The sequence below is a fragment of the uncultured Aquimarina sp. genome, assembly GCF_947495315.1.
Lineage (GTDB): Bacteria > Bacteroidota > Bacteroidia > Flavobacteriales > Flavobacteriaceae > Aquimarina.
The window spans coordinates 134,492-154,597 of the sequence record NZ_CANLYD010000017.1 but is presented as its reverse complement, the minus strand read 5'-3'; the positions used below and the strand labels follow the sequence as shown (position 1 = coordinate 154,597).

The window sequence follows — 20,106 nt, the reverse complement described above, 5'->3', positions numbered from 1 at the left end:
CAATCCAACAATCCAACAATCCAACAATCCAACAATCCAACAATCCAACAATCCAACAATCCAACAATCCAACAATCCAACAATCTAATGATCCAAAACCCAATTACTTCTTAAACTGAGTTCTCACTTTTTTTGCCCAGTTGATCAATTTCTGTGCGTCTTCTTCTGATAGCTTTCCATGAATCCAGGTATAAGAATCTAGAGGCATGGTTTTATCCTCCACCATTTCTATCAACTCTTCTAGTTTATGATCTTTTTTCTTATCAGTATATGCATCCCAAGCAGAAGCATCAAAATGTCCTTTTCCATGCGCTATATGATCTGCTAACCAATAATTAACTGGTGTGATCTCTGCATACCAAGGATATTGGGTTTGCGAACTATGACAATCGTAACAATTGGCTCTCAGTATCTCTTTTACTTCTGAAGAAGGCATAGTTTGAGCCTCAAAAGCTGCTATGGTTTCATAACCGGATTCATTTTTATCTGGTCTGAAAAATTGTAAAATCACTATCAGGATTACTAACGAAATTCCAATTTTTTTTATCATTTTGTATCTATTACATTTATGGAGTTGAAAATACTAATTAAAACCCCTATTAATTTTGAAACTAAGATCGTAAAAATATTAAAATAGATAATAAACTTAGTTCGATTAATGTTTTAATGAAAATTAGTTATTTGTCATTAAACTGTCAGGTCGAGCGGAGTCGAGACCTAATTAGTTAACTAAAAAAAACCTCTCGACTCCGCTCGAGGTGACAGTCGAAAAAGTAAGAATATATAAACCAGTATGATCAATCTGGAAGAGGAAATTAGAAACACCAATCACTCTAGAGAAAAACGGAATCATTTTGCCAATCTGATTTTACGAAATCCGGAGTTATTACCACAGCTTATAGAAATCTGTCATCAGGTAGATGATGAAATATCTTGCAGAGCTTCCTGGGGGTTAGAATTTTTATGTAAAAATAATCTAGAAGCCATTTTACCACATTTAGATTCATTTATAAAACTACTTCCGCTGGTACATCAAGACCCTGCTGTAAGACCTGTGGCTAAAATATGTGAATATTTGATCTTAGCTTATTACAAAAAGAAAAGCACTGAAGTACGCAAACATCTTATAGCTACACATAGAGAAAAAATAACCGAAGCTTGCTTTGATTGGTTAATCTCTGATCAGAAAGTAGCACCAAAGGCTTATTCTATGACAAGTCTATATCTACTGGGCACAGAATTCGATTGGGTACATCCAGAACTTAAAATTACTTTAGAGAATAACTATCACGATGGCAGTGCTGCTTACAAAGCAAGATCCAGAATGATTTTGAAAAAACTGTAAGTAGTTGTTAGTTGTTAGTTGTTAGTTGTTAGTTGTTAGTTGTTAGTTGTTAGGGAAATTATGAAATCTGAAAAACTCAATAATCCAAAGCTCTTGTGATCTAATAATCTACTCATCCAGCAATCCAACAAAAAATCACTCTTCGTACTTCGTAATTCGTGATTAAATAAATTATCTTTGCAGCTTTCAAAAAAACAACACTATGTCATTATCTCCTTTGCAAGCTATTTCACCTATTGATGGTCGCTATACTTCTAAAACACAATCCTTAAGTGCCTATTTTAGTGAAGAAGCCTTAATAAAGTATCGTGTACTGGTAGAAATAGAATATTTTATCGCTTTATGCGAAATACCGCTACCACAATTAAAGAGTATTGACACTTCCTTATTTGGAAAATTACGAGAAATCTACACTCAGTTTTCTACTGAAGATGCGCAGGCTATAAAGGATATTGAAAAAGTAACTAACCATGATGTAAAAGCAGTTGAGTATTTTATCAAAGAGAAGTTTGACATCCTCGGTTTACAAGAGTATAAAGAGTTTATTCATTTTGGACTAACCTCTCAGGATATCAACAACACGGCTATCCCTTTAAGTATTAAGGAAGCCGTTGGTGATGTGTACATACCTCATTATTTAGAATTAAAGGAGAAATTAAAATCATTAGTAGAAGAATGGTCTGAAATTTCTATGCTAGCACGTACACACGGTCAACCTGCCTCTCCTACCCGATTAGGAAAAGAGTTTCAGGTATATGTAACGCGATTAGAAGCACAATTTGATTTATTAAATGATATTCCAAGTGCTGCAAAATTTGGTGGAGCTACAGGAAACTACAATGCACATAAAGTTGCGTATCCTACTATTGATTGGAAAGCGTTTGGAACTCGTTTTGTACAAGAAAAACTGGGCTTACATCATTCTTTTCCAACAACTCAAATAGAGCATTATGATCATATGGCAGCTTTGTTCGATGGATTAAAGCGTATAAATACTATTATCCTAGATTTGGATCGTGATGTATGGACATACGTTTCTATGGATTACTTTAAACAAAAAATCAAAAAAGGTGAAGTTGGATCTTCTGCGATGCCGCATAAGGTAAACCCTATTGATTTTGAAAACAGTGAAGGAAATATTGGTATTGCTAATGCTTTATTCGAACACTTATCAGCAAAACTTCCTGTAAGCCGATTACAACGTGACCTTACAGATAGTACAGTACTTAGAAATGTGGGAGTGCCTTTTGGACATACATTGATTGCATTTCAAGCGACACTAAAAGGACTGAATAAATTATTATTAAACGAAGAAAAATTTGCTCAGGATCTCGAAAACAATTGGGCAGTAGTAGCAGAAGCTATTCAGACTATCCTAAGAAGAGAAGGATATCCTAATCCTTATGAAGCATTGAAAGGATTAACTAGAACGAACGCTAAGATAAATCAAAATTCTATTGCTGAATTTATTGAGACACTAGAAGTCTCAGATGCTATCAAATCAGAACTAAAAGCTATTACGCCTTCTAATTATACTGGGATATAGTGGTTGTTTCCAGGTGACCTTAGTGCTTACTTGTGATAAGAAAATTACGTCAGTTTGAGTGTCCGCCTTAGGCGGATGTATCGAAAACAAGTAATTTTCTTTCAAAAGCCTAATTTCGATACAATTTCCCTCTATTTCATTACGGAAAATCACTCAATTTGACGGCTTTCAGGAATTAAGGATAATACTGAACCTTGTGTAACGATAAAAAAAGCTTCGACTAATATTAGTCGAAGCTTTTTTTTGTTTTCTGTGTCTTTTTAGATCACTTTTAGTACAGCATATATTAGTCTATATCGATATTCCCGATTATATTTTTAAAAGCATCCATATCCACATCTCCTTTATCAATAGCATTCATTAGTTTTGCAACATTTTCTGGCTTCATATCATCGCCCAAAACTCTTACCAATGCTAGCCCTCTTTCTTTGTTAGAAGCAAATACGATCATTTCATCAATATTATCTTCATCTCCTTGAAATTTAAGTACCGCTTTTGTTCCATTAGAGCCAAACCTCATCAAGGTTTCATACTTATCGGAATTAAGTATCGTATTGATAGCCGTTTTTTCTTCTTCATACCTAGCTTTGGTTTTATCTTTAAGTGGCAATGCTAAAAAATTGACTTTCTTAATACTCTCTAATGCTTCTCTTTCTTCTTTAGAAAACTCTACTTTATCAGTATCCAATAAACTTGTAGCTAGATCTACTGCTACAAAATCTGAATCTCCCTGATGATCTACAAAATATCTTTGTAATGAAGTGCCATTATTACAGCTCATTAGTAACATTACACACGCTACTGCTATTAGTTTTATTATATGTTTCATTTTAATTGGTTTTGATCCACCAGAGGCGGACAAGGTTGATTGATTGATGATGATTATGATAAGCTTCTTCAGATGTAATGGTCTGAAGAAGCTTTGGTGTAACTTAAACTAAATATAAAAGCTTAATTTTTCTTTTTTACTTTCTTAAGTTCTTGTCCTCCAGGAACATTAAGATGATCAGCAATTTTAGACACTTGTCTTAAGTCAATATCGCCAGTAATTGTTAGTACTACTGTATTAGGTCCTCCATCATTTTCCATTCCTTCCATAAACATAAACAGTTCTGTTACAAAATTGTCATTTTTACCAGGCTTAGAATAAAACTTTACATTTTTACCATCACTCTTTACTCGCATCAGCTCATCTAGCGAAGTACTTTTTAGGTATTTCTGCACATCAGCTTTCATCTTCTGACCGATTTCATTGTTTTCTGTAGCAAAAACTTTGATATTTTTAATATTCTCTACCAGGTTGATATATTCTTTAACTTCAGGATCATTGCTTTCCAGATCCATTTTGCTTAATAACTTAAACATTTTACTAGTTACCACAACAGACGACACATCGTTCATGTCTTCATATTTATCAAAATTACTCTGAGCAACAGACAGATATGGCACTAATGCTACTAATATTACGATTGCAAACTTTTTCATAATTAAATCATTTTTAAAGATTCCCATATTTGGGAAAATAGTATTCGTTTTTATTTTATCAATTTGTTTTTGGCACTTTCGAACTCGTTTAGATACACTAATTCTTTTTTGGCAGTATCAAACTCATTCAGGTATACCAAGTCCTTTTTGCCCTCATTCATTAATTTAGCAACCAAATCAAGGGCTTCTTTGGTTTTTTGTAATGCCATTTCAGGATCATCATAGGTACCATAAACTCCTTCAGGATCAACTCCTGGCGGAACATCTTTTATAAACAGCCCCACAATTAAAGCTATTGATGCGGCTACACCTATCCAGGTATACCAAGGCACTCGATTGGTACTTAAAGTAACCTCTGAAGTAGCAGTTACTTGACTTTCATTAGAAAAAAACTGAAATAAATCTTTGTATCTCTCTAGGTGTGACGGCACGCTTTCTCCGGTAAAATAAACCTTTAATTCTTTTTCTTCAGAAAGGGTCGTTTCTCCTTCAAAATACTTTTCCAGTAATTTTTCTATGTTAGACAACTCCATAATTGTGCTTTTTTAATAATTCTTGTCGTATTGTTTTTCTTCCTCTTGATAATGCTACCCGTACTGCTGTTTCGTTCATTTCTAGCATTTCTGCTATTTCTGCATTATCATATTGTTCTATATCTCTGAGCTGGACAATCATTCGCTGTTGTTCTGGTAATCCGTCCATGATCTTGCCTACCCAATCCAGACTATCTCTTGCTTCTACTTCTCGCTGTAATGAAGGTCGCTCATCTTTATAATTACTATGTACAATTTTTAAATTCCCAGCTTCTTTCGCTTTTAACTTATCATAACAATAGTTTTTGGTCATTGTCATTGCAAAAGCTTCCACATTTTTATACTCAGCCATTTTGGTTTTATTCCTCCATAACTTCAGTAATACTTCTTGCGTAGCATCTTCTGCTTCCTCATTACTTACCAACAATCGCTTAGCCAACCTGTATAGCTTGTCTTTAAAACCATTAGTAAGCGTTATAAATGCTCTTTCTTTCATCTGTTCATTCTATTTTTTCCCAATTGACAGATGGAATTCGCTAACAACACTTTATAATTAATATTCAATTCTTCGTTATAGCTCATTTCATATTTGTTGGTTGGTTGTTACAAAACTAACTTGTTAGCTTTATATAAGGGAGACGACTACATCTGTAATTTGTTACATCATTTTTTTGAAATTATAATAAAGTCCCTATTTTTAGGGTTATATAAAATAAAAAAAGTCTATGAAATTCCTGAAGTATTTTGCCTTACTCCTTTTCTCCGTAAGTATGTTCACTAGTTGTTTTGAGGATAATGATGATGTACTAAGAATATCAGGGGTGCAGGAGGTTAATGATTTTATCTGGAAAGGCATGAATGCTTTTTATGTATACAAAGCAGATGTAGAAGATTTAGCAAACGATCGTTTTTCTTCTAATCAAGAGTATACTAATTTTCTTAGTGGTTTCTCATCTCCCGAAGCTATTTTTGAAGGAGTAAGAACTCAAGAAACGGTAACCGTAGGTTCAGAACAGATAAAAGTTGATGAATTCAGTTTTTTGGTGGATGATTTTATTGCATTAGAACAAGCTTTTGATGGAATTACCCGGAATAATGGTATGGAGTTCGGATTAGTTAGATATCCTAATAGTGCACCTAATGTATTTGGGTATGTTCGTTATGTGCTTCCTGGAACCGATGCAGAGACAAAGGGAATTGAGAGAGGTATTATTTTTAATACGATAGATGGCACTCAGATTACGGAGCAGAATTTCAATCAACTACTAGCTCCAGATACATATACAATCGGTCTGGCTACTTTTGATGGAAATGATGTAACTCCAACAGGTACATCGATTTCTCTTACCAAAGTACAGTATACAGAGAATCCTGTTTTTCTTGCAAAAACCCTGGATGTTAGCGGCAATCCTGTTGGATATTTAATGTATAATGGATTCACTGCCGATTTCGATGCTCAGTTAAATGCAGCTTTTGGGCAGTTTGCCTCTGATAATGTTACAGATCTTATATTAGATTTGCGATATAACGGTGGAGGTTCGGTGATTACTGCAATTGACTTATCTAGCATGATTACAGGACAGTTTAACGGACAAGTATTTACTACAGAAGAATGGAATGTAGATCGACAAGAACAATTTGGTGACACCAATCTTTTTGATAATCAAATCCGAACTGGTGCTGGCATTAATAGTTTAAACCTTAGTAGAGTATATATATTAACAACCAGAAGTTCTGCATCTGCGAGTGAACTAGTAATTAATGGACTGGATCCTTATATTAATGTAATTCAGGTTGGCTCCACAAGTAGAGGAAAATTTCAAGCTTCTATAACTTTGTATGATTCAGATAATTTTGGACGAAATGGTGCCAATACAGGCCACACGTATGCAATGCAACCTTTAGTTCTTAGGTCTATAAATTCTGCAGGATTTACAGATTATTTTGGTGGTTTTGTTCCTGAAATTGAAGTTGCCGAAGATTTCTCAAACCTGGGAACATTGGGTGATCCTAACGAACCCCTATTAAAAGCAGCTATTGATGATATTTTAGGAAACAGATCTCCATCAAAATATAATACTATCGAATTAGAAACTATAGGCGAAAGTAAGATGTACAAACCTGATTATCTGAGAATGTATAAAGACACGGATATATCTAAGGTAGAAAAAGTATTTTTTAAGTAAAAATTCATCTAACAAAAAACGCCTAAACTAAAGAGTTTAGGCGTTTTTTACTTTTCTATATATAATCCTAGAATTTCAGATTAAAACCTATTCTAGCATTTCTACCTCTGGTACTAAATCCAAATATCTCTTGATACTCTTCGTTTGTAATATTGTTCATAGCAGCAAAAACTGTCATATTACTCAAAAGCTGATGACTAATATAAAAATCTAGTATACCATAACTATCTAAAGGAACAGGTGTTGGTGCAAATGTAACAGGATCAAAATTAGTATCCGTACGCTCGCCATTATATTGATAACTTATAGAAGTATACGTTTTATCCGATAATTGATATCCAATATTTGCCTGGATGCTATGTTCAGGTATTCTAATATCATTTTCTAATCTTGAAATGTTGGTGTAGGTATAGTTACCGCTAAAAGACAACTTATCCTCTAATACTTTTGCATTAAACTCTAATTCTACACCATCAACTTTAATGTCATTAGGCGAATTGAAATTCACAAAAGTGTTAGGATCAAAAGCGATAAAGTTTTCTGATTTTCTATTAAAATATACTACACTTATAGTAGCTCTTTTTTCGTGAGATAGCTCTATCCCTCCTTCTATGGTTCTACTTTCTTCTGGTTCTAAATCAGGATTTCCACTAAAAAAAGCAGTATCATATAATTGAAATAATGATGGAGTAATGTATGCAGTGCTATACGATGCTAATCCTTTTATATAATTGTCTCCAAAAGTGTAAGTAAAAGATGGATTAATATTGTAAACTAAATGATTACCATAAGCACTATGAATATTTAGTCTTCCTCCCGCATTAACATTTAGCCCAAATTTAGATACATATACTAAATTGATATAGGGATCAATAATATCAAAATCCGCTTCATTATCATTAATCGTCTGTACTAAATCATCACTTCCGAAAGGAATACTAAAAAGATTAAAGTCACTATAAGAACCATTTGCACCAACTACAGTATATAATGTATTATTAAAGTTATACTTATTATAAGTATCAAAAGTATAAATCTTACTTTCATATCTAGAAGGAAAATTAGAATTAAATTCTCTTTCTAATAATGCATAACTATCTACAAAAGTGAAGCTTCCATTAGGATATTTTGCTTCCCAAAATGATCCACCTCTTAATTGACGGCTATCAAACTGGTTATCTGCATCAAATCCAGCACCTCCATCAAAATCGGTCTTATACTGATCTAGGTTTCCAAAAAAGTGAAACTTAAAATTCTTGTTCCACTGATATCCCAATTTGGCGGAAACATTAAATTTATTGTAAGCATCACTTTCTGCTCCTTCAGCTTCTGCTGCTGATAGACCATCTGTTGATTGATGAGAAAGACTTCCTAAATAACTTACTTTACCTATAGTTCCATTAATCGATGCTGAGTTTACAAACTCATTTATGTCATAATCCTGATCATCCTGTGATTGATTGGTACCGATACTAGAAGAAAATTGACCTGATATTTCATCTTTGCTTTCAGACTTTGTAGTAATATTAATTACTGCCGCCGCTGCCCCAGAACCATATAATGTACTAGAAGCTCCTTTTAGAATTTCTATAGATTCAATTTGGCTAGTAGATAATAATCGAAGATCATAATCCCCTGCTGATGTAGAGGGATCACTTACGGTAACTCCATCAATTCTAATCACTACCTGGCGATTACGTCCACCACGTACATAAACTCCCAATGGCTCTCCTGCTGCATTATTACTCCCGTTTACATAAACTCCTGCTACTCTGTTTAAAACTGTGGCAACAGATTGTCCCTGACTGCGTTCTAATTCTTCAGAGGTAATTTTGGTAATTACCTTACCACTTTGCTCTCTTTTTAGTTTAAATTTAGAATCAGAAAGTACTACCTCCTCTAACTCGTTTACTTTTTCTTCTTTTGTTGAATCTTGCGCTGAAACAACCTGAGCTCCTAACATAATTAGTGTAGCCCCAAAAAACACTTTTTTGTTCATTTCCTAAATGACTTAATTTTACAATTACCGGAAAAAAGTATGCAGTTTACCCATACCTAAACTTCTATCCCGAAAGTTTAACATAACGAATTTAGGCAGGTCTCCTGGCTTGCGTCTTGTTATTTACCTTCCCACCTGAACTGAACTTGTTTCAGTTTCTTTTTAAAATAGTTTAAAAGATGTCGAAACGAGTTCGACACAAGCAGTGGTTATAAAGAATTAATAACAAGCATCCGTCTTAGACGAACACAGCTTACAGTTGCGGGAACAGCTCAGGAATGTTTATGTACGATATTAGATTTTGGATTTACGATTTAGAAAACTTAAAAATCCTAATTCGCAATACTAAAGTCGTACCTCATCTCACCTGATTCCCTTTTAATCCTTCACACTATGAAAAGTGTGTCGGAACCAAAATTCTGCGCGAATGTATCATATTTCTTCGAAAATGCATTCGCTTTACCAAATAAATTAGTTTTACTAGTATCTTTGCGCTCTTTAAAACCTATTACACATGTTGTATTACATTACTGGTGGAGAGCGTTCAGGCAAAAGCAGTTATGCTCAAAACCTGGCATTAGAACTTTCAGAAAACCCAACATATATAGCTACATCGAGAGTTTGGGATGGGGATCATCGAAAACGCATTGATAGACATATTGCGGATCGCAATAGTCGATGGACCTCTATTGAGGAAGAAAAAGAACTATCCAAAGTTATTAAAAAAGATACAGTTGTCGTTATAGATTGTGTAACACTATGGCTCACCAATTTTTTTGTAGACACTAAAAATGATATTGAACTTTCTCTATCTCAAGCAAAAACAGAATTTGACAAACTTCTAAAAATCAATACAACGATCATTATTATATCTAACGAAATCGGAATGGGAGTTCATGCTACTACTGAAATAGGTAGGAAGTTTACCGAACTACAGGGCTGGATGAATCAGCATATTGCAAAGCAAGCAGATCAAGCAATACTAATGGTATCTGGAATACCAGTAAAAATAAAATAAATGAGTTTTGATATTACTCCATTAGACAAATCATTAGAGAATACAATTCAACATAAGATTAACCTAAAAACCAAACCTCTTGGCTCCTTAGGTACATTAGAAAAAATTGCATTACAAATAGGATTAATCCAAAACACTACACGTCCTATATTACAAAAACCTACCATACTTGTTTTTGCAGGAGATCACGGTATTGCCCAAAAAGGTGAAGTCAATCCTTATCCTCAGGTAGTGACGCAACAAATGGTCTACAATTTCCTTGGCGGTGGAGCCGCTATTAATTCATTGTGCACTCAGAACAATATTAATCTAAGGATCATAGATGCTGGTGTCAATCACGATTTTAATAATATAAAAGGACTCATTAATGCTAAAGTAGCTTATGGCACTAAAAATTATCAGACAGAACCTGCAATGTATATTGATCAATGCAATACGGCTATTGATAAAGGAGCTACCATTGTTTTAGAAACATTTCAAAATGGATGTAACGTAATAGGATTTGGCGAGATGGGAATTGGAAATTCATCTGCAGCTGCATTATTAATGGCACATTTTACTAAAATACCGATTACAGAATGTGTGGGTGCAGGAACGGGAGTTCAAGGTGAAGCCATAAAAATTAAACGAAGTATTCTGCAAAACGTTTTTGACAAATACAGCCCAAATACTCCTATAGAAACTTTAGCTACTTTTGGAGGTTTCGAAATTGCAATGATTACGGGAGCAATACTAAAAGCAGCAGCACTAAAAATGACCGTTATAATTGATGGTTTTATAGTTACAGCCGCGCTTTTATCAGCGTATGCAATTAATGAAAATGTACTGGACTATTGTATTTTTGCACATACATCCGAAGAACAGGGTCATCAAAAAATGCTAAACTTTATCGGAAAGAAGCCTCTATTATCTCTAGGCATGCGACTAGGTGAAGGTACTGGAGCAGCAGTGGCTTATCCTATTTTAGAATCTGCAGTTGCCTTTCTGAATAATATGGCAAGTTTTGAAGAAGCCGAAGTAACTACCAATGAATAATTATCCGTTACAATGAAAAAAGGTGTCTTATCCATATTAATTTCCATAATAGGTTTTTTCTTTGTGTATAAATACAATACATTACTTCACGAAATATACCATAGCTTAATTGTTGGAAAAGAGGTTCACTTTGTTTTTATTGATGATTTAGTTTCTTTTAAAAGACTATTCATGATAGTCATAGTCTGTATTTCACTATTGAGTTTTTATCTGGGTATTATATCTTTTTTAAAGAAAAGCAAAATAGGATTAGTAGGAATGGCTGTAGCAATTGTTTTATGTATTTCAGCTTTTATCCCTTTTTGGAAATATACTGTTGAAGATTCGGGTTTAGATATACTAATTAATTAAACTTTAAAGAGCTTGCATTCATGAAAAAAGAGATTCATATATTTTTTACCGCTCTTATGTTTTTTACCAGAATTCCTTGTCCGAAGTGGGTAGATCACGATCCGCAATATTTACGTAAGAGTTCGAAATACTTTCCATTAGTTGGTATACTCGTAGGAAGCATTGGTGCTGGTGTTTTTTATGGATGTTCCTATATCTTTTCCATAGAAATCGCTTTACTGCTTTCTATGTTTGCTACAATTTATGCAACCGGAGCTTTTCACGAAGATGGATTTGCCGATGTGTGTGATGGTTTTGGTGGTGGATGGACCAAAGAGAAGATTCTATTAATCATGAAAGATTCCAGACTAGGAACCTATGGTACTGTCGGAATTCTATTGATACTTGCCATCAAATTTTTGGCATTACGAGAAGTAGAAATCTTTTATGTTCCTTTGGTAATAATTTCTGGACACAGTCTCAGTCGATTTATAGCAACCACTTTAATATTCACACATCCGTATGTGCGCGATACAGAAGATAGCAAAGCGAAACCAGCTGCAAAAAGCATGAGTATTTCTATGCTTTTGATTAGTGGTTTCTTTGGAATTGTTCCTCTATTCTTATTCCTAAACCCATTCATATTTTTAACACTTATCCCAATGTATCTATCTAAAATGTTTTTAGCTGCAAAATTCAAAAAATGGATAGGTGGCCAAACAGGTGATTGCGCTGGAGCAGTACAGCAGCTTAGTGAAGTAGTTTTTTATCTTAGTATCATAGCTTTATGGAAATATATCTGGTAAGACATACCACTCCGAATATCGAAAAAGGAATTTGCTACGGGCAAAGTGATCTGGGCATAACGAATACTTTTGAATCTGAAGTTGTGGAAATCCATAACCAAATTCCTATTCAGAAAGTCTCAAAAATATACTGTAGTCCTTTACAACGTTGTAAAATATTAGCAGAAACGTTTGATATCCCAACTACTTTTGATAACAGGCTTAAAGAACTTGATTTTGGTGATTGGGAGCTAAAAGCCTGGAATGATATTTCTCCATCAGCACTAAATCCCTGGATGGAAGATTTTGTAAATGTACAGGTTCCTAATGGTGAATCTTATGTTATGCTTCAAGAGAGAATGGTAGCCTTTTATAATTCCCTGAATCATTCCGCTGAAGAAAGCATCATAATTGTCGCTCATGCTGGTCCAATAAGAGCGTTACTTTCATATGTTCGAAAAATAGAACTTAAAGACTCTTTTAGTATCAAAATAAATTATGGAGATGTCATTAAAATCTAACCTCTTATGAATTAAAAAAAAGCGTCAATTCGAGTGTTTTGTTGTAATGAAATGAAGACAAAATAGCCTGCCCGCCACTGGAGGGTATCGAGAATGTTTTTTAACTACAATCCTATTCTCGATACACTTCTCCTTTGGTCGAAGTACTCGAATTGACGGATTATAATTAAAAAAAACACCTAAATGCACAACAAATATAGATTTAAACAATCTCCAATGTTGCGAAATTATAATTAGAAGATGTTTCCTTATCAATTACTTGAACATTCAGTCTTTGAACGAAAAGAGGAGCATTTGTTACCAATGTATGATATTCTCCATTTTCTCCACAAGCATCTACATCCAGAGCCTCTAAATCTTTAATAAGTTCCTGATCAATTATTCTTCCTAAGAAATCCGGTCCTAACGTTTTATTACAGGAAACAATGATGGCTTCAATTCCATAATCAATCATATCCAATACCAATTGTTTTCTGGGTTGTTGCCAGATAGGTAACATCGCTTTTAGACCAGCTGCCGCGGATACTTTTTCCTCCCAATCTCTATGTGACTGAATATCGATATCTCCAAATACAGCAGATTTCAAATTATATGTATTGGTTAGCGACTTTAAATTCTTAATGTATAATTGTTCATAATCATTCCAGGTACTTTCAAAAAAATGAATCGGTAACCCAAGAGAATTTGCCTGAGCTTTCAGTATAGCTTTCGGAATTCCGTGTGAACGAGACCGATCTCCATGTTCATTTAACACATTCAATAAAACGGATGGTACATATCCTTTTTCTGCAGCCATATGCATGGCATAACAACTATCTTTTCCTCCACTCCAAGAACATAAAAATGACATATAATTATATTTAAAAACACAAATTAACGGTAAATCATAGTAGGTTTTCAAAAAAATATCGAAGTTTGACAAATATTAAAAAATCATATGAAGAATTATATAATTCTATTATTACTAGTTGCTTCTATTCTATCCTGTAAACAAGAGAAGAAAGTAGTTATTCCTATAAGTGTTGAGAAACTTGAAGATCAAAAGATTGACTACGCTACTGGTTTTACCATTCAAAATCATAAAACTTATAAAGAAATTAGCATTACATCCCCTTGGCCCGATGCTAAAAGTACTTTTACATATATTTTACATCCTAAAGGATCAGAAAAACCAATTATAGACGGTAAAGTTTCTTATATAGAAGTCCCGGTAGATAAAACTGTGGTTACTTCTACCACTGATATACCTATGTTAGAGTATCTGGGATTAGAAAACAAACTCATCGGTTTTCCTCACTGTGATTATATTTCTTCAGAAAAAACCAGGACTTTGGTTGATAATGGAACTATTGTAGAATTAGGAAATAATGGACATTTAAATACAGAACTTACTTTAGAATTAGCTCCTGAGCTTATCATTGGATACTCGGCCACTGGAGACACCAAAACATATGATCTTCTGGAAAAAACAGGAATTCCAGTGGTTATGAATGGTTCTTGGATGGAACAGCATCCATTAGGACGTGCGGAGTGGATAAAATTTGTTGCTGCTTTTTACAATAAAGAAAAAGAAGCAGATAGTATATTTAAAAAAATTGAGAAAGATTATAATGATGCTGCTACCTTAGCTAACAATGCTATAACAACACCTACAGTTTTATCAGGTAATATGTTTAAAGATGTTTGGCATGTACCTGGAGGAGATAGTTATGTAGCTAAATTCTTAAAAGATGCCAACACCAACTATTTATGGGCTGAAACCAAAAAAACAGGGAGTATCGCATTAAATTTTGAGAGTGTATTAGAAAAAGCTCAAAATGCCGAATTTTGGATTGGTTCAGGATCTTCTAAATCCCTTGAAGAGTTAAAAGGAAAGAACAATCGGTATACCTTTTTTGAAGCATTTAAAAATAAAGCCGTATATTCTTCAACATTAAAAACTGGTGCAAAAGGTGGATTGGTATACTACGAATTAGGTCCTATGCGTCCGGATTTGATTCTTAAAGATATCATCCAAATAGCACACCCAGAACTATTAAGAGATTACGAACCTTATTTTTTCGAAAAACTGAACTAGTTGACCCCAAACAAATCATATAAAAGTGTATTCATCTTCATTATCATAGTATTATTACTATGTTTTGTGACCAATATCAGTCTTGGTTCTGTACTTATACCCTGGTTCGACACCATAAAAAGTCTCGTTGGTGCCACTGTCGAAAAAGAATCCTGGAGACATATTATTATAGATTATCGATTACCCAAAGCAATCACAGCGATCATCGTAGGAAGCGGTTTGGGGGTTTCGGGTTTATTAATGCAAACTTTATTCAGAAATCCATTGGCGGGACCTTTTGTTTTAGGAATTAGTTCTGGTGCAAGTCTTGGTGTCGCTTTGTTGATTCTAGGAAGTGCTTTGATTGGTGGCTCTACAGCATTGTTTTTAGTATCCAATTGGGGTCTTGTTATTGCCGCCAGCATTGGGAGTATTTTAGTACTTTTTATGGTCATGTTAGTATCGATCAGAGTGCGAGATACCATGGCAATTCTTATTATTGGTTTAATGTTCGGTAGTATCACCGCTGCCATAGTTAGTGTACTCTCCTATTTTGCTCCGGCAGAACAATTGCAACGCTATATTTTTTGGGGATTTGGTAGTTTAGGAAATTTATCCTGGATCGATTTATTGATATTTTCTGTAATCGCAACTATCGGAATGATACTGGCAATATTTGCCATAAAACCTTTAAACACCTTATTACTAGGAGAAAATTATGCGCGTAGCTTAGGATTAAACATCAAGAAAAGTCGTTTTCTGATTATAATTGCTACCGGATTGTTAGCAGGAAGTATTACTGCTTTTGCCGGGCCAATTGCTTTTATAGGATTGGCAGTACCACATCTAACAAGGCAATTATTTCACACATCAGATCATAAAACATTAATTCCTGCAGTTATATTATTTGGAAGTATTATCATGTTAGTTTGTGATACCATTTCGCAATTACCCGGCACAGAATACACCTTACCCATTAATGCTATTACCTCATTGATTGGGGCTCCGGTTGTAATCTGGTTATTGGTACGAAAACGAAAGATGTTGTTTTAAATTAGTAGTGAGTAGTGAGTAGTGAGTAGTGAGTATGAAATATTATATTGAAGCCTTACCTTGAAAGTGAATTTGGCTCTTTAAAATTGATTAAAAAATTAAATCTAACAAATAGACATAGGAAATTATATACAAATAATGAAGGAATAATAAAATAGAGTACTGAAACACTTTGTACTAAATACTTTGTACTAAGTACTAAATATTACTATGGAAATAGAGTCATTAGATACTGAAAATCAAAATATCGTTCTAAAAACGGAAGACCTCTCCATTGGTTACCGCCATAAAAATAATTTGGAAGTAGTGGCTGCGGATATTAATCTAAAACTGTATGAAGGCGAACTTGTTGGGTTAGTCGGTGCTAATGGTATTGGTAAATCAACATTGCTTCGTACGTTGTCTAAAGTACAACCAGCACTTCGTGGAAATATATTTTTATCTGATAAAGAAATAAAAGACTATAAAACTTCTGAATTAGCTTCTCAATTAAGTATTGTTCTTACGGAGCAAATTGCTTCAAAAAACCTAACAGTACAAGAACTGGTTGCATTAGGAAGACAACCCTATACCAATTGGGTGGGTAAGCTCCTGGAAGAGGATATCGAAAAAGTTCGTAAAGCTATAGAAGTTACCCATATTACCGAATTGGTAGATAGAAGATGTTTTGAATTAAGTGACGGACAGTTACAAAAAGTGCTCATCGCTCGCGCGATTGCTCAGGACACCCCTTTCATTATGTTAGATGAACCTACCACACATCTAGATGTATATCATAAAGCATATATTCTAAAGCTCCTAAAACGTTTAGCTTTCGAAACTCAAAAAACAATTTTATTCTCTACCCACGAAATTGACTTTGCGATACAGTTATGTGATAAAATGATTGTGATGAATACCGAAGGGTTCGAATTTGGTCGCCCTAAAGAATTGATACAATGTCGAGCATTTTCTTCTTTGTTCCCTGAAGACCTGATCTTATTTGACCCTAAAACCGGAAGTTACAAGGTACGGCATTAAACAAAATTTACGATGAACACATTACTAGAAATTATAGATCACATAGTAGCATGGGGAATCACTCCAAAATTGAATATTGAAAACAAAGAACTTGCTTTAAAAAAGTCATTGATATCCTTATATCAGGAATACTTGACCTTAGAAGGAAACGTTGCGGATGATCATGAAGAATATCCGGAGGCTCCTGATTTTAATTTTGAAAAAATCTCCAATACAATCCGTTCCAATTTTCCTGAATTGGGGTTTTACCAAAATGTTTCCGACCCTTTTGATTTGGAAAAACCTGATAACGGACTCGGAGATGCTAATGATGACTTATCTGATATTATTAAAGATTTGATGGAAGTTCAATGGCGATTCGAAAACACCAGCGAGATCGATGCTATTTGGTATTTTGAATTCATCATGCGCAATCATTCTGAGCGACATATCGTAAACCTTCTAAAGACTCTAAAAGATATAGAAGAACGATTGTAATTTGATTATTTATCTGTGTTTCTTTTCTTAGTTCCTTTTTTCGGTTTTATGATTTTTTCTTCTAAAGGTTCAATAAAAAATTCTTTAGGAAAATAATATTCACTAAATTTTTGTTGAACATGATTAAACCAAGATATTTTAAATAACACTTCTGGTGCTTGTTTTTTAACAGTACCATCATTATAAAATGAACTAGTGTTAATTTCCTTTTTTATTCCTATCAAAACAAAATCTGGCGAAGTAAAAGATGGGTGTTTATACTTTTCTGGTTTGCCCGTTTCGATTTTTTTTCTGCTTTCTAATTTTTTAGTTTTTAACTGAATTACTTTACCATATTCATAATTATTAATTGGCTTATAATTCTCAACTTCTTCTATTAACTTATCTTTTGTTTCCTTAGAACCTGAGCTTGATTCACTATGAAACCTTAATTTATTGTAAGATTCTAAAACTGACTCATACAATGTAACTTCATTAAATTCACTTTTTTTGTCATCAAAATATACACATTTGTATTTCACTAAATCTGCAATTTGATGAGGAGTTCCCATTTCATCACTATAAATCTTCTTCTTGTTTTCGTCTTCAACAAGCACTTCTTGAATTAACATTAACGGAGGTACTTGATGGCTATAAGAATTAATTAAGTAGCCTTTGAATAATGGATGAGATTTTAAAGAAACTATATCGCCTATTTTATAAATTGGAATTTTCCCCATTTTTTTTAGTTTTTATAAATATAAAAACATTAATTTTATAAACAGCAAAGAAAGCTCTCAAAAGGAAAAAACATTTGGCTGAACTAACGTATTTGGGTTGAAATATTATCCAAATCACTTAATCTAAACCTTCGGGGTAAAATTAAATATGTAGATTAAGAAAAATGTAATTTTCAGATGAAATGCAAATTTCTATTAATATAAATATGATTTGCATCTGAAATAGTGCCAGAAAGGGCTGTAACTGTCTAAATGATTCTGTTATTAATTTCATAATTCTAAGGATATTTAATTTGTTCTTTAATATGTTATTGATGATAAGCATGAACAGTGCAATCCATCTGTGGTATAATACGTAAGAAGTAAACGGGAATCGAGAACTCGGTTAGTGGTTTAATCTCAAATGAGATGTTATGTTTTTTTCAATTATCAATCCGTAAGAGAGCTTTCTTTACTTTTTTATATATGCATACAAAAAGAAAAGAAAAAGATTGGTTTAAGGATAGAGGGTATCCCCATTTCACCAACAAGACTCCGATATCCTCTAAAAAAAATATTCAAAGGAAAATATCAAATCCAAATTACATTTCCCGTCATTCATTTTCCCCGTTATTATTTAAACAAATTAAACAACGGAGATATAAAGAAGCTGATTTTAATGGAACTGAGAGAAGGTCTCATAAAAAAAAATTAAAGAATGGTAAAATAGTTTCTAATACCAAGATTAGAGAAATTCTGTATGCTACTCATATTGACGCACATATTTATTCATATTACACTCAGAAAATAATAGCACCTAAATATGAATCATATCTAAATCAAAACAAAGAATTATCAAATGCCGTGACGGCTTATCGCCAAATAGAAACAGAAGATCAGCTTAAATTTAAAAATAATATACATTTTGCTAAAGATGTTTTTGATGAAGTAAAAAGAAGACAAAACTGTGTCGTATTAGCTTTTGATATTGAAAATTTCTTCCCTAGTCTTAATCACAAAAAACTAAAATTAATTTGGTCTAAAATTCTGGGTAACAAATCACTCCCTAAAGATCATTATAACATTTTTAAAGCAGTAACTAAATTCTCATATGTAAAACTTGATGATTTAAAGACAGTGAATGGTCATTTTGACGAAAAACTATTAGCAAAACTAAAGAAAAGAGGAAAGCATACTTTTTTTTACAACATAAAGGATCTAATAGACTCGGATACTATCATTTATAAAAACCAGAAAAAGAAAAACGGAAAAATCGCAGGAATTCCTCAAGGACTTCCTATTAGTGCCTTATTAGCAAATATGTATATGCTTCCATTTGATGAAGCTATTACCAATGAACTAGTTAAAAAAGATAGCGTATTTTACAGACGGTATTCTGATGATATCATTGCTATTTGTAATAAAGACCAAATTGATGAAGTGAATAATTTTATCACTAATGAAATTCAAAAAATTGATCTAATAATTTCAAAAGAAAAAACAGAAAAAACACTTTTTAAAATCGACAATAACCAGTTACAATCATTCGAAATAAACGGAACCTCACTTATAAAAAACAAACCTCTTAATTATCTTGGGTTTGAATTCTATGGCTATCAAACACTATTAAAATCCAAAAATCTTGCTTCCTTTTATAGGGATATGAAAGAAACAGTTAAGAGAAAACATAATAGGGTTGAAAAAATAAAAGAAAAGTATTTATTAGATGAAGCCCCAATATTTAAAACAAAAATATACCGTTTATATAGCTTTAAAGGAGAAAAGAAAAGATTACTTCCAGCAAAAAAAGTTACATATATCGATGGAAAGCAAAATATAGAATCCTACAACAGAAAATATAGAGGCAACTATATTAAATACGCTTATAAAGCGTCCGAAGAAATGAACGCTCCAGAAATTAAAAGGCAATTAAGAAATCATTGGAAAATTTTGCAAAAAACTTTAAAAAAATATGATTTTTCAAATGTAAAAAAGGAGGATCAAGTTTTATAGATTAAA

At 33.2% G+C, this 20,106-nt stretch carries 21 protein-coding genes and 1 riboswitch; of the genes, 13 read left to right on the top strand and 8 right to left on the bottom strand.

Translation table 11 applies throughout. From position 1 onward, the window contains the following. Positions 1 to 103: 103 nt before the first annotated feature. Complete coding sequence (locus tag Q0910_RS23900) at positions 104 to 550, bottom strand: heme-binding domain-containing protein (RefSeq protein ID WP_299222363.1); 447 nt, start codon at positions 548 to 550, stop codon at positions 104 to 106. 243 nt (positions 551 to 793) lie between these two features. Between Q0910_RS23900 and Q0910_RS23895 the strand changes: the two genes are divergently transcribed. Together Q0910_RS23895 and purB are read left to right on the top strand one after the other, a co-directional pair. After that, positions 794 to 1,345, top strand: coding sequence for an adenylosuccinate lyase (locus Q0910_RS23895; RefSeq protein ID WP_299222361.1), 552 nt, complete (start codon positions 794 to 796; stop codon positions 1,343 to 1,345). A gap of 202 nt (positions 1,346 to 1,547) precedes the next feature. Then, positions 1,548 to 2,891 (top strand): adenylosuccinate lyase, encoded by a 1,344-nt coding sequence (gene purB / locus Q0910_RS23890; protein ID WP_299222359.1) that lies wholly within the window; start codon positions 1,548 to 1,550, stop codon positions 2,889 to 2,891. 286 nt (positions 2,892 to 3,177) lie between these two features. Here purB and Q0910_RS23885 read toward each other — a convergent pair whose 3' ends face one another. The 4 genes from Q0910_RS23885 to Q0910_RS23870 all read right to left on the bottom strand — a co-directional run bounded on the left by Q0910_RS23885 (position 3,178) and on the right by Q0910_RS23870 (position 5,405). Then, entirely contained in the window at positions 3,178 to 3,720 is a 543-nt protein-coding gene (locus tag Q0910_RS23885) for a DUF4252 domain-containing protein (protein WP_299222358.1), read from the bottom strand. A 122-nt stretch (positions 3,721 to 3,842) separates the two neighbouring features. Further along, positions 3,843 to 4,376, bottom strand: coding sequence for a DUF4252 domain-containing protein (locus tag Q0910_RS23880; RefSeq protein WP_118464072.1), 534 nt, complete (start codon positions 4,374 to 4,376; stop codon positions 3,843 to 3,845). A gap of 50 nt (positions 4,377 to 4,426) precedes the next feature. Continuing rightward, positions 4,427 to 4,909: a hypothetical protein gene (locus Q0910_RS23875; protein WP_299222356.1), complete on the bottom strand. Its 483-nt coding sequence runs from the start codon at positions 4,907 to 4,909 to the stop codon at positions 4,427 to 4,429. Beyond that, complete coding sequence (locus Q0910_RS23870; RefSeq protein ID WP_299222354.1) at positions 4,896 to 5,405, bottom strand: RNA polymerase sigma factor; 510 nt, start codon at positions 5,403 to 5,405, stop codon at positions 4,896 to 4,898. Before Q0910_RS23870 ends, Q0910_RS23875 begins: the two co-directional genes overlap by 14 nt. A gap of 229 nt (positions 5,406 to 5,634) precedes the next feature. On the opposite strand from Q0910_RS23870, the gene Q0910_RS23865 reads away from it, so the two are divergent. Beyond that, positions 5,635 to 7,095: a S41 family peptidase gene (locus tag Q0910_RS23865; RefSeq protein WP_299222353.1), complete on the top strand. Its 1,461-nt coding sequence runs from the start codon at positions 5,635 to 5,637 to the stop codon at positions 7,093 to 7,095. A 67-nt stretch (positions 7,096 to 7,162) separates the two neighbouring features. Here Q0910_RS23865 and Q0910_RS23860 read toward each other — a convergent pair whose 3' ends face one another. Then, positions 7,163 to 9,094 (bottom strand): TonB-dependent receptor, encoded by a 1,932-nt coding sequence (locus Q0910_RS23860; RefSeq protein ID WP_299222351.1) that lies wholly within the window; start codon positions 9,092 to 9,094, stop codon positions 7,163 to 7,165. Between the two features lie 76 nt (positions 9,095 to 9,170). Continuing rightward, positions 9,171 to 9,525: riboswitch (cobalamin riboswitch) on the bottom strand. An 83-nt stretch (positions 9,526 to 9,608) separates the two neighbouring features. Here Q0910_RS23860 and Q0910_RS23855 point away from each other — a divergent pair. The 5 genes from Q0910_RS23855 to cobC are packed head-to-tail and all read left to right on the top strand — an operon-like array spanning position 9,609 to position 12,783. Beyond that, complete coding sequence (locus Q0910_RS23855; RefSeq protein ID WP_299222349.1) at positions 9,609 to 10,112, top strand: bifunctional adenosylcobinamide kinase/adenosylcobinamide-phosphate guanylyltransferase; 504 nt, start codon at positions 9,609 to 9,611, stop codon at positions 10,110 to 10,112. Beyond that, positions 10,113 to 11,147 carry a nicotinate-nucleotide--dimethylbenzimidazole phosphoribosyltransferase gene (cobT, locus tag Q0910_RS23850; protein ID WP_299222347.1) on the top strand — a complete coding sequence of 345 codons (1,035 nt, stop codon included), beginning with the start codon at positions 10,113 to 10,115 and terminating at the stop codon, positions 11,145 to 11,147. It abuts the gene before it with no gap. Positions 11,148 to 11,159: 12 nt separating this feature from the next. Continuing rightward, complete coding sequence (locus tag Q0910_RS23845; protein WP_299222345.1) at positions 11,160 to 11,498, top strand: hypothetical protein; 339 nt, start codon at positions 11,160 to 11,162, stop codon at positions 11,496 to 11,498. A 20-nt stretch (positions 11,499 to 11,518) separates the two neighbouring features. Next, positions 11,519 to 12,283, top strand: a complete 765-nt coding sequence (locus tag Q0910_RS23840) for an adenosylcobinamide-GDP ribazoletransferase (RefSeq protein ID WP_299222343.1) — start codon at positions 11,519 to 11,521, stop codon at positions 12,281 to 12,283. Next, on the top strand, positions 12,265 to 12,783 hold the full coding sequence (gene cobC / locus Q0910_RS23835; RefSeq protein ID WP_299222342.1) for an alpha-ribazole phosphatase: 519 nt from the start codon (positions 12,265 to 12,267) through the stop codon (positions 12,781 to 12,783). The genes Q0910_RS23840 and cobC overlap by 19 nt, the downstream gene beginning before the upstream one ends. Positions 12,784 to 12,985: 202 nt before the next feature. On the opposite strand, the gene Q0910_RS23830 is transcribed toward cobC, so the two are convergent. Next, positions 12,986 to 13,633 (bottom strand): diphthine--ammonia ligase, encoded by a 648-nt coding sequence (locus Q0910_RS23830; protein WP_299222340.1) that lies wholly within the window; start codon positions 13,631 to 13,633, stop codon positions 12,986 to 12,988. Between the two features lie 87 nt (positions 13,634 to 13,720). Between Q0910_RS23830 and Q0910_RS23825 the strand changes: the two genes are divergently transcribed. The 4 genes from Q0910_RS23825 to Q0910_RS23810 all read left to right on the top strand — a co-directional run bounded on the left by Q0910_RS23825 (position 13,721) and on the right by Q0910_RS23810 (position 17,389). Next, positions 13,721 to 14,860, top strand: coding sequence for an ABC transporter substrate-binding protein (locus tag Q0910_RS23825; protein WP_299222338.1), 1,140 nt, complete (start codon positions 13,721 to 13,723; stop codon positions 14,858 to 14,860). Then, positions 14,861 to 15,892 carry an iron ABC transporter permease gene (locus tag Q0910_RS23820; protein ID WP_299222336.1) on the top strand — a complete coding sequence of 344 codons (1,032 nt, stop codon included), beginning with the start codon at positions 14,861 to 14,863 and terminating at the stop codon, positions 15,890 to 15,892. A 210-nt stretch (positions 15,893 to 16,102) separates the two neighbouring features. Continuing rightward, on the top strand, positions 16,103 to 16,912 hold the full coding sequence (locus Q0910_RS23815) for an ABC transporter ATP-binding protein (RefSeq protein ID WP_299222334.1): 810 nt from the start codon (positions 16,103 to 16,105) through the stop codon (positions 16,910 to 16,912). Between the two features lie 12 nt (positions 16,913 to 16,924). Then, entirely contained in the window at positions 16,925 to 17,389 is a 465-nt protein-coding gene (locus tag Q0910_RS23810) for a DUF5063 domain-containing protein (protein ID WP_299222332.1), read from the top strand. A gap of 5 nt (positions 17,390 to 17,394) precedes the next feature. On the opposite strand, the gene Q0910_RS23805 is transcribed toward Q0910_RS23810, so the two are convergent. Next, positions 17,395 to 18,108 (bottom strand): hypothetical protein, encoded by a 714-nt coding sequence (locus tag Q0910_RS23805; RefSeq protein ID WP_299222331.1) that lies wholly within the window; start codon positions 18,106 to 18,108, stop codon positions 17,395 to 17,397. Between the two features lie 465 nt (positions 18,109 to 18,573). Here Q0910_RS23805 and Q0910_RS23800 point away from each other — a divergent pair, with 465 nt between their 5' ends. After that, positions 18,574 to 20,100 (top strand): reverse transcriptase domain-containing protein, encoded by a 1,527-nt coding sequence (locus tag Q0910_RS23800; protein ID WP_299222329.1) that lies wholly within the window; start codon positions 18,574 to 18,576, stop codon positions 20,098 to 20,100. Positions 20,101 to 20,106 lie beyond the last annotated feature (6 nt).

Coding starts and splice junctions, on each gene's coding strand:
- Q0910_RS23815 (WP_299222334.1), top strand. CDS start 16,103: ATGGAAATAGAGTCATTAGATACTGAAAATCAAAATATCGTTCTAAAA.
- Q0910_RS23830 (WP_299222340.1), bottom strand. CDS start 13,633: ATGTCATTTTTATGTTCTTGGAGTGGAGGAAAAGATAGTTGTTATGCC.
- cobT (WP_299222347.1), top strand. CDS start 10,113: ATGAGTTTTGATATTACTCCATTAGACAAATCATTAGAGAATACAATT.
- Q0910_RS23870 (WP_299222354.1), bottom strand. CDS start 5,405: ATGAAAGAAAGAGCATTTATAACGCTTACTAATGGTTTTAAAGACAAG.
- Q0910_RS23885 (WP_299222358.1), bottom strand. CDS start 3,720: ATGAAACATATAATAAAACTAATAGCAGTAGCGTGTGTAATGTTACTA.
- Q0910_RS23845 (WP_299222345.1), top strand. CDS start 11,160: ATGAAAAAAGGTGTCTTATCCATATTAATTTCCATAATAGGTTTTTTC.
- Q0910_RS23840 (WP_299222343.1), top strand. CDS start 11,519: ATGAAAAAAGAGATTCATATATTTTTTACCGCTCTTATGTTTTTTACC.
- Q0910_RS23865 (WP_299222353.1), top strand. CDS start 5,635: ATGAAATTCCTGAAGTATTTTGCCTTACTCCTTTTCTCCGTAAGTATG.
- Q0910_RS23895 (WP_299222361.1), top strand. CDS start 794: ATGATCAATCTGGAAGAGGAAATTAGAAACACCAATCACTCTAGAGAA.
- Q0910_RS23800 (WP_299222329.1), top strand. CDS start 18,574: ATGCATACAAAAAGAAAAGAAAAAGATTGGTTTAAGGATAGAGGGTAT.
- purB (WP_299222359.1), top strand. CDS start 1,548: ATGTCATTATCTCCTTTGCAAGCTATTTCACCTATTGATGGTCGCTAT.
- Q0910_RS23875 (WP_299222356.1), bottom strand. CDS start 4,909: ATGGAGTTGTCTAACATAGAAAAATTACTGGAAAAGTATTTTGAAGGA.
- Q0910_RS23805 (WP_299222331.1), bottom strand. CDS start 18,108: ATGGGGAAAATTCCAATTTATAAAATAGGCGATATAGTTTCTTTAAAA.
- cobC (WP_299222342.1), top strand. CDS start 12,265: ATGGAAATATATCTGGTAAGACATACCACTCCGAATATCGAAAAAGGA.
- Q0910_RS23825 (WP_299222338.1), top strand. CDS start 13,721: ATGAAGAATTATATAATTCTATTATTACTAGTTGCTTCTATTCTATCC.
- Q0910_RS23900 (WP_299222363.1), bottom strand. CDS start 550: ATGATAAAAAAAATTGGAATTTCGTTAGTAATCCTGATAGTGATTTTA.
- Q0910_RS23810 (WP_299222332.1), top strand. CDS start 16,925: ATGAACACATTACTAGAAATTATAGATCACATAGTAGCATGGGGAATC.
- Q0910_RS23860 (WP_299222351.1), bottom strand. CDS start 9,094: ATGAACAAAAAAGTGTTTTTTGGGGCTACACTAATTATGTTAGGAGCT.
- Q0910_RS23880 (WP_118464072.1), bottom strand. CDS start 4,376: ATGAAAAAGTTTGCAATCGTAATATTAGTAGCATTAGTGCCATATCTG.
- Q0910_RS23855 (WP_299222349.1), top strand. CDS start 9,609: ATGTTGTATTACATTACTGGTGGAGAGCGTTCAGGCAAAAGCAGTTAT.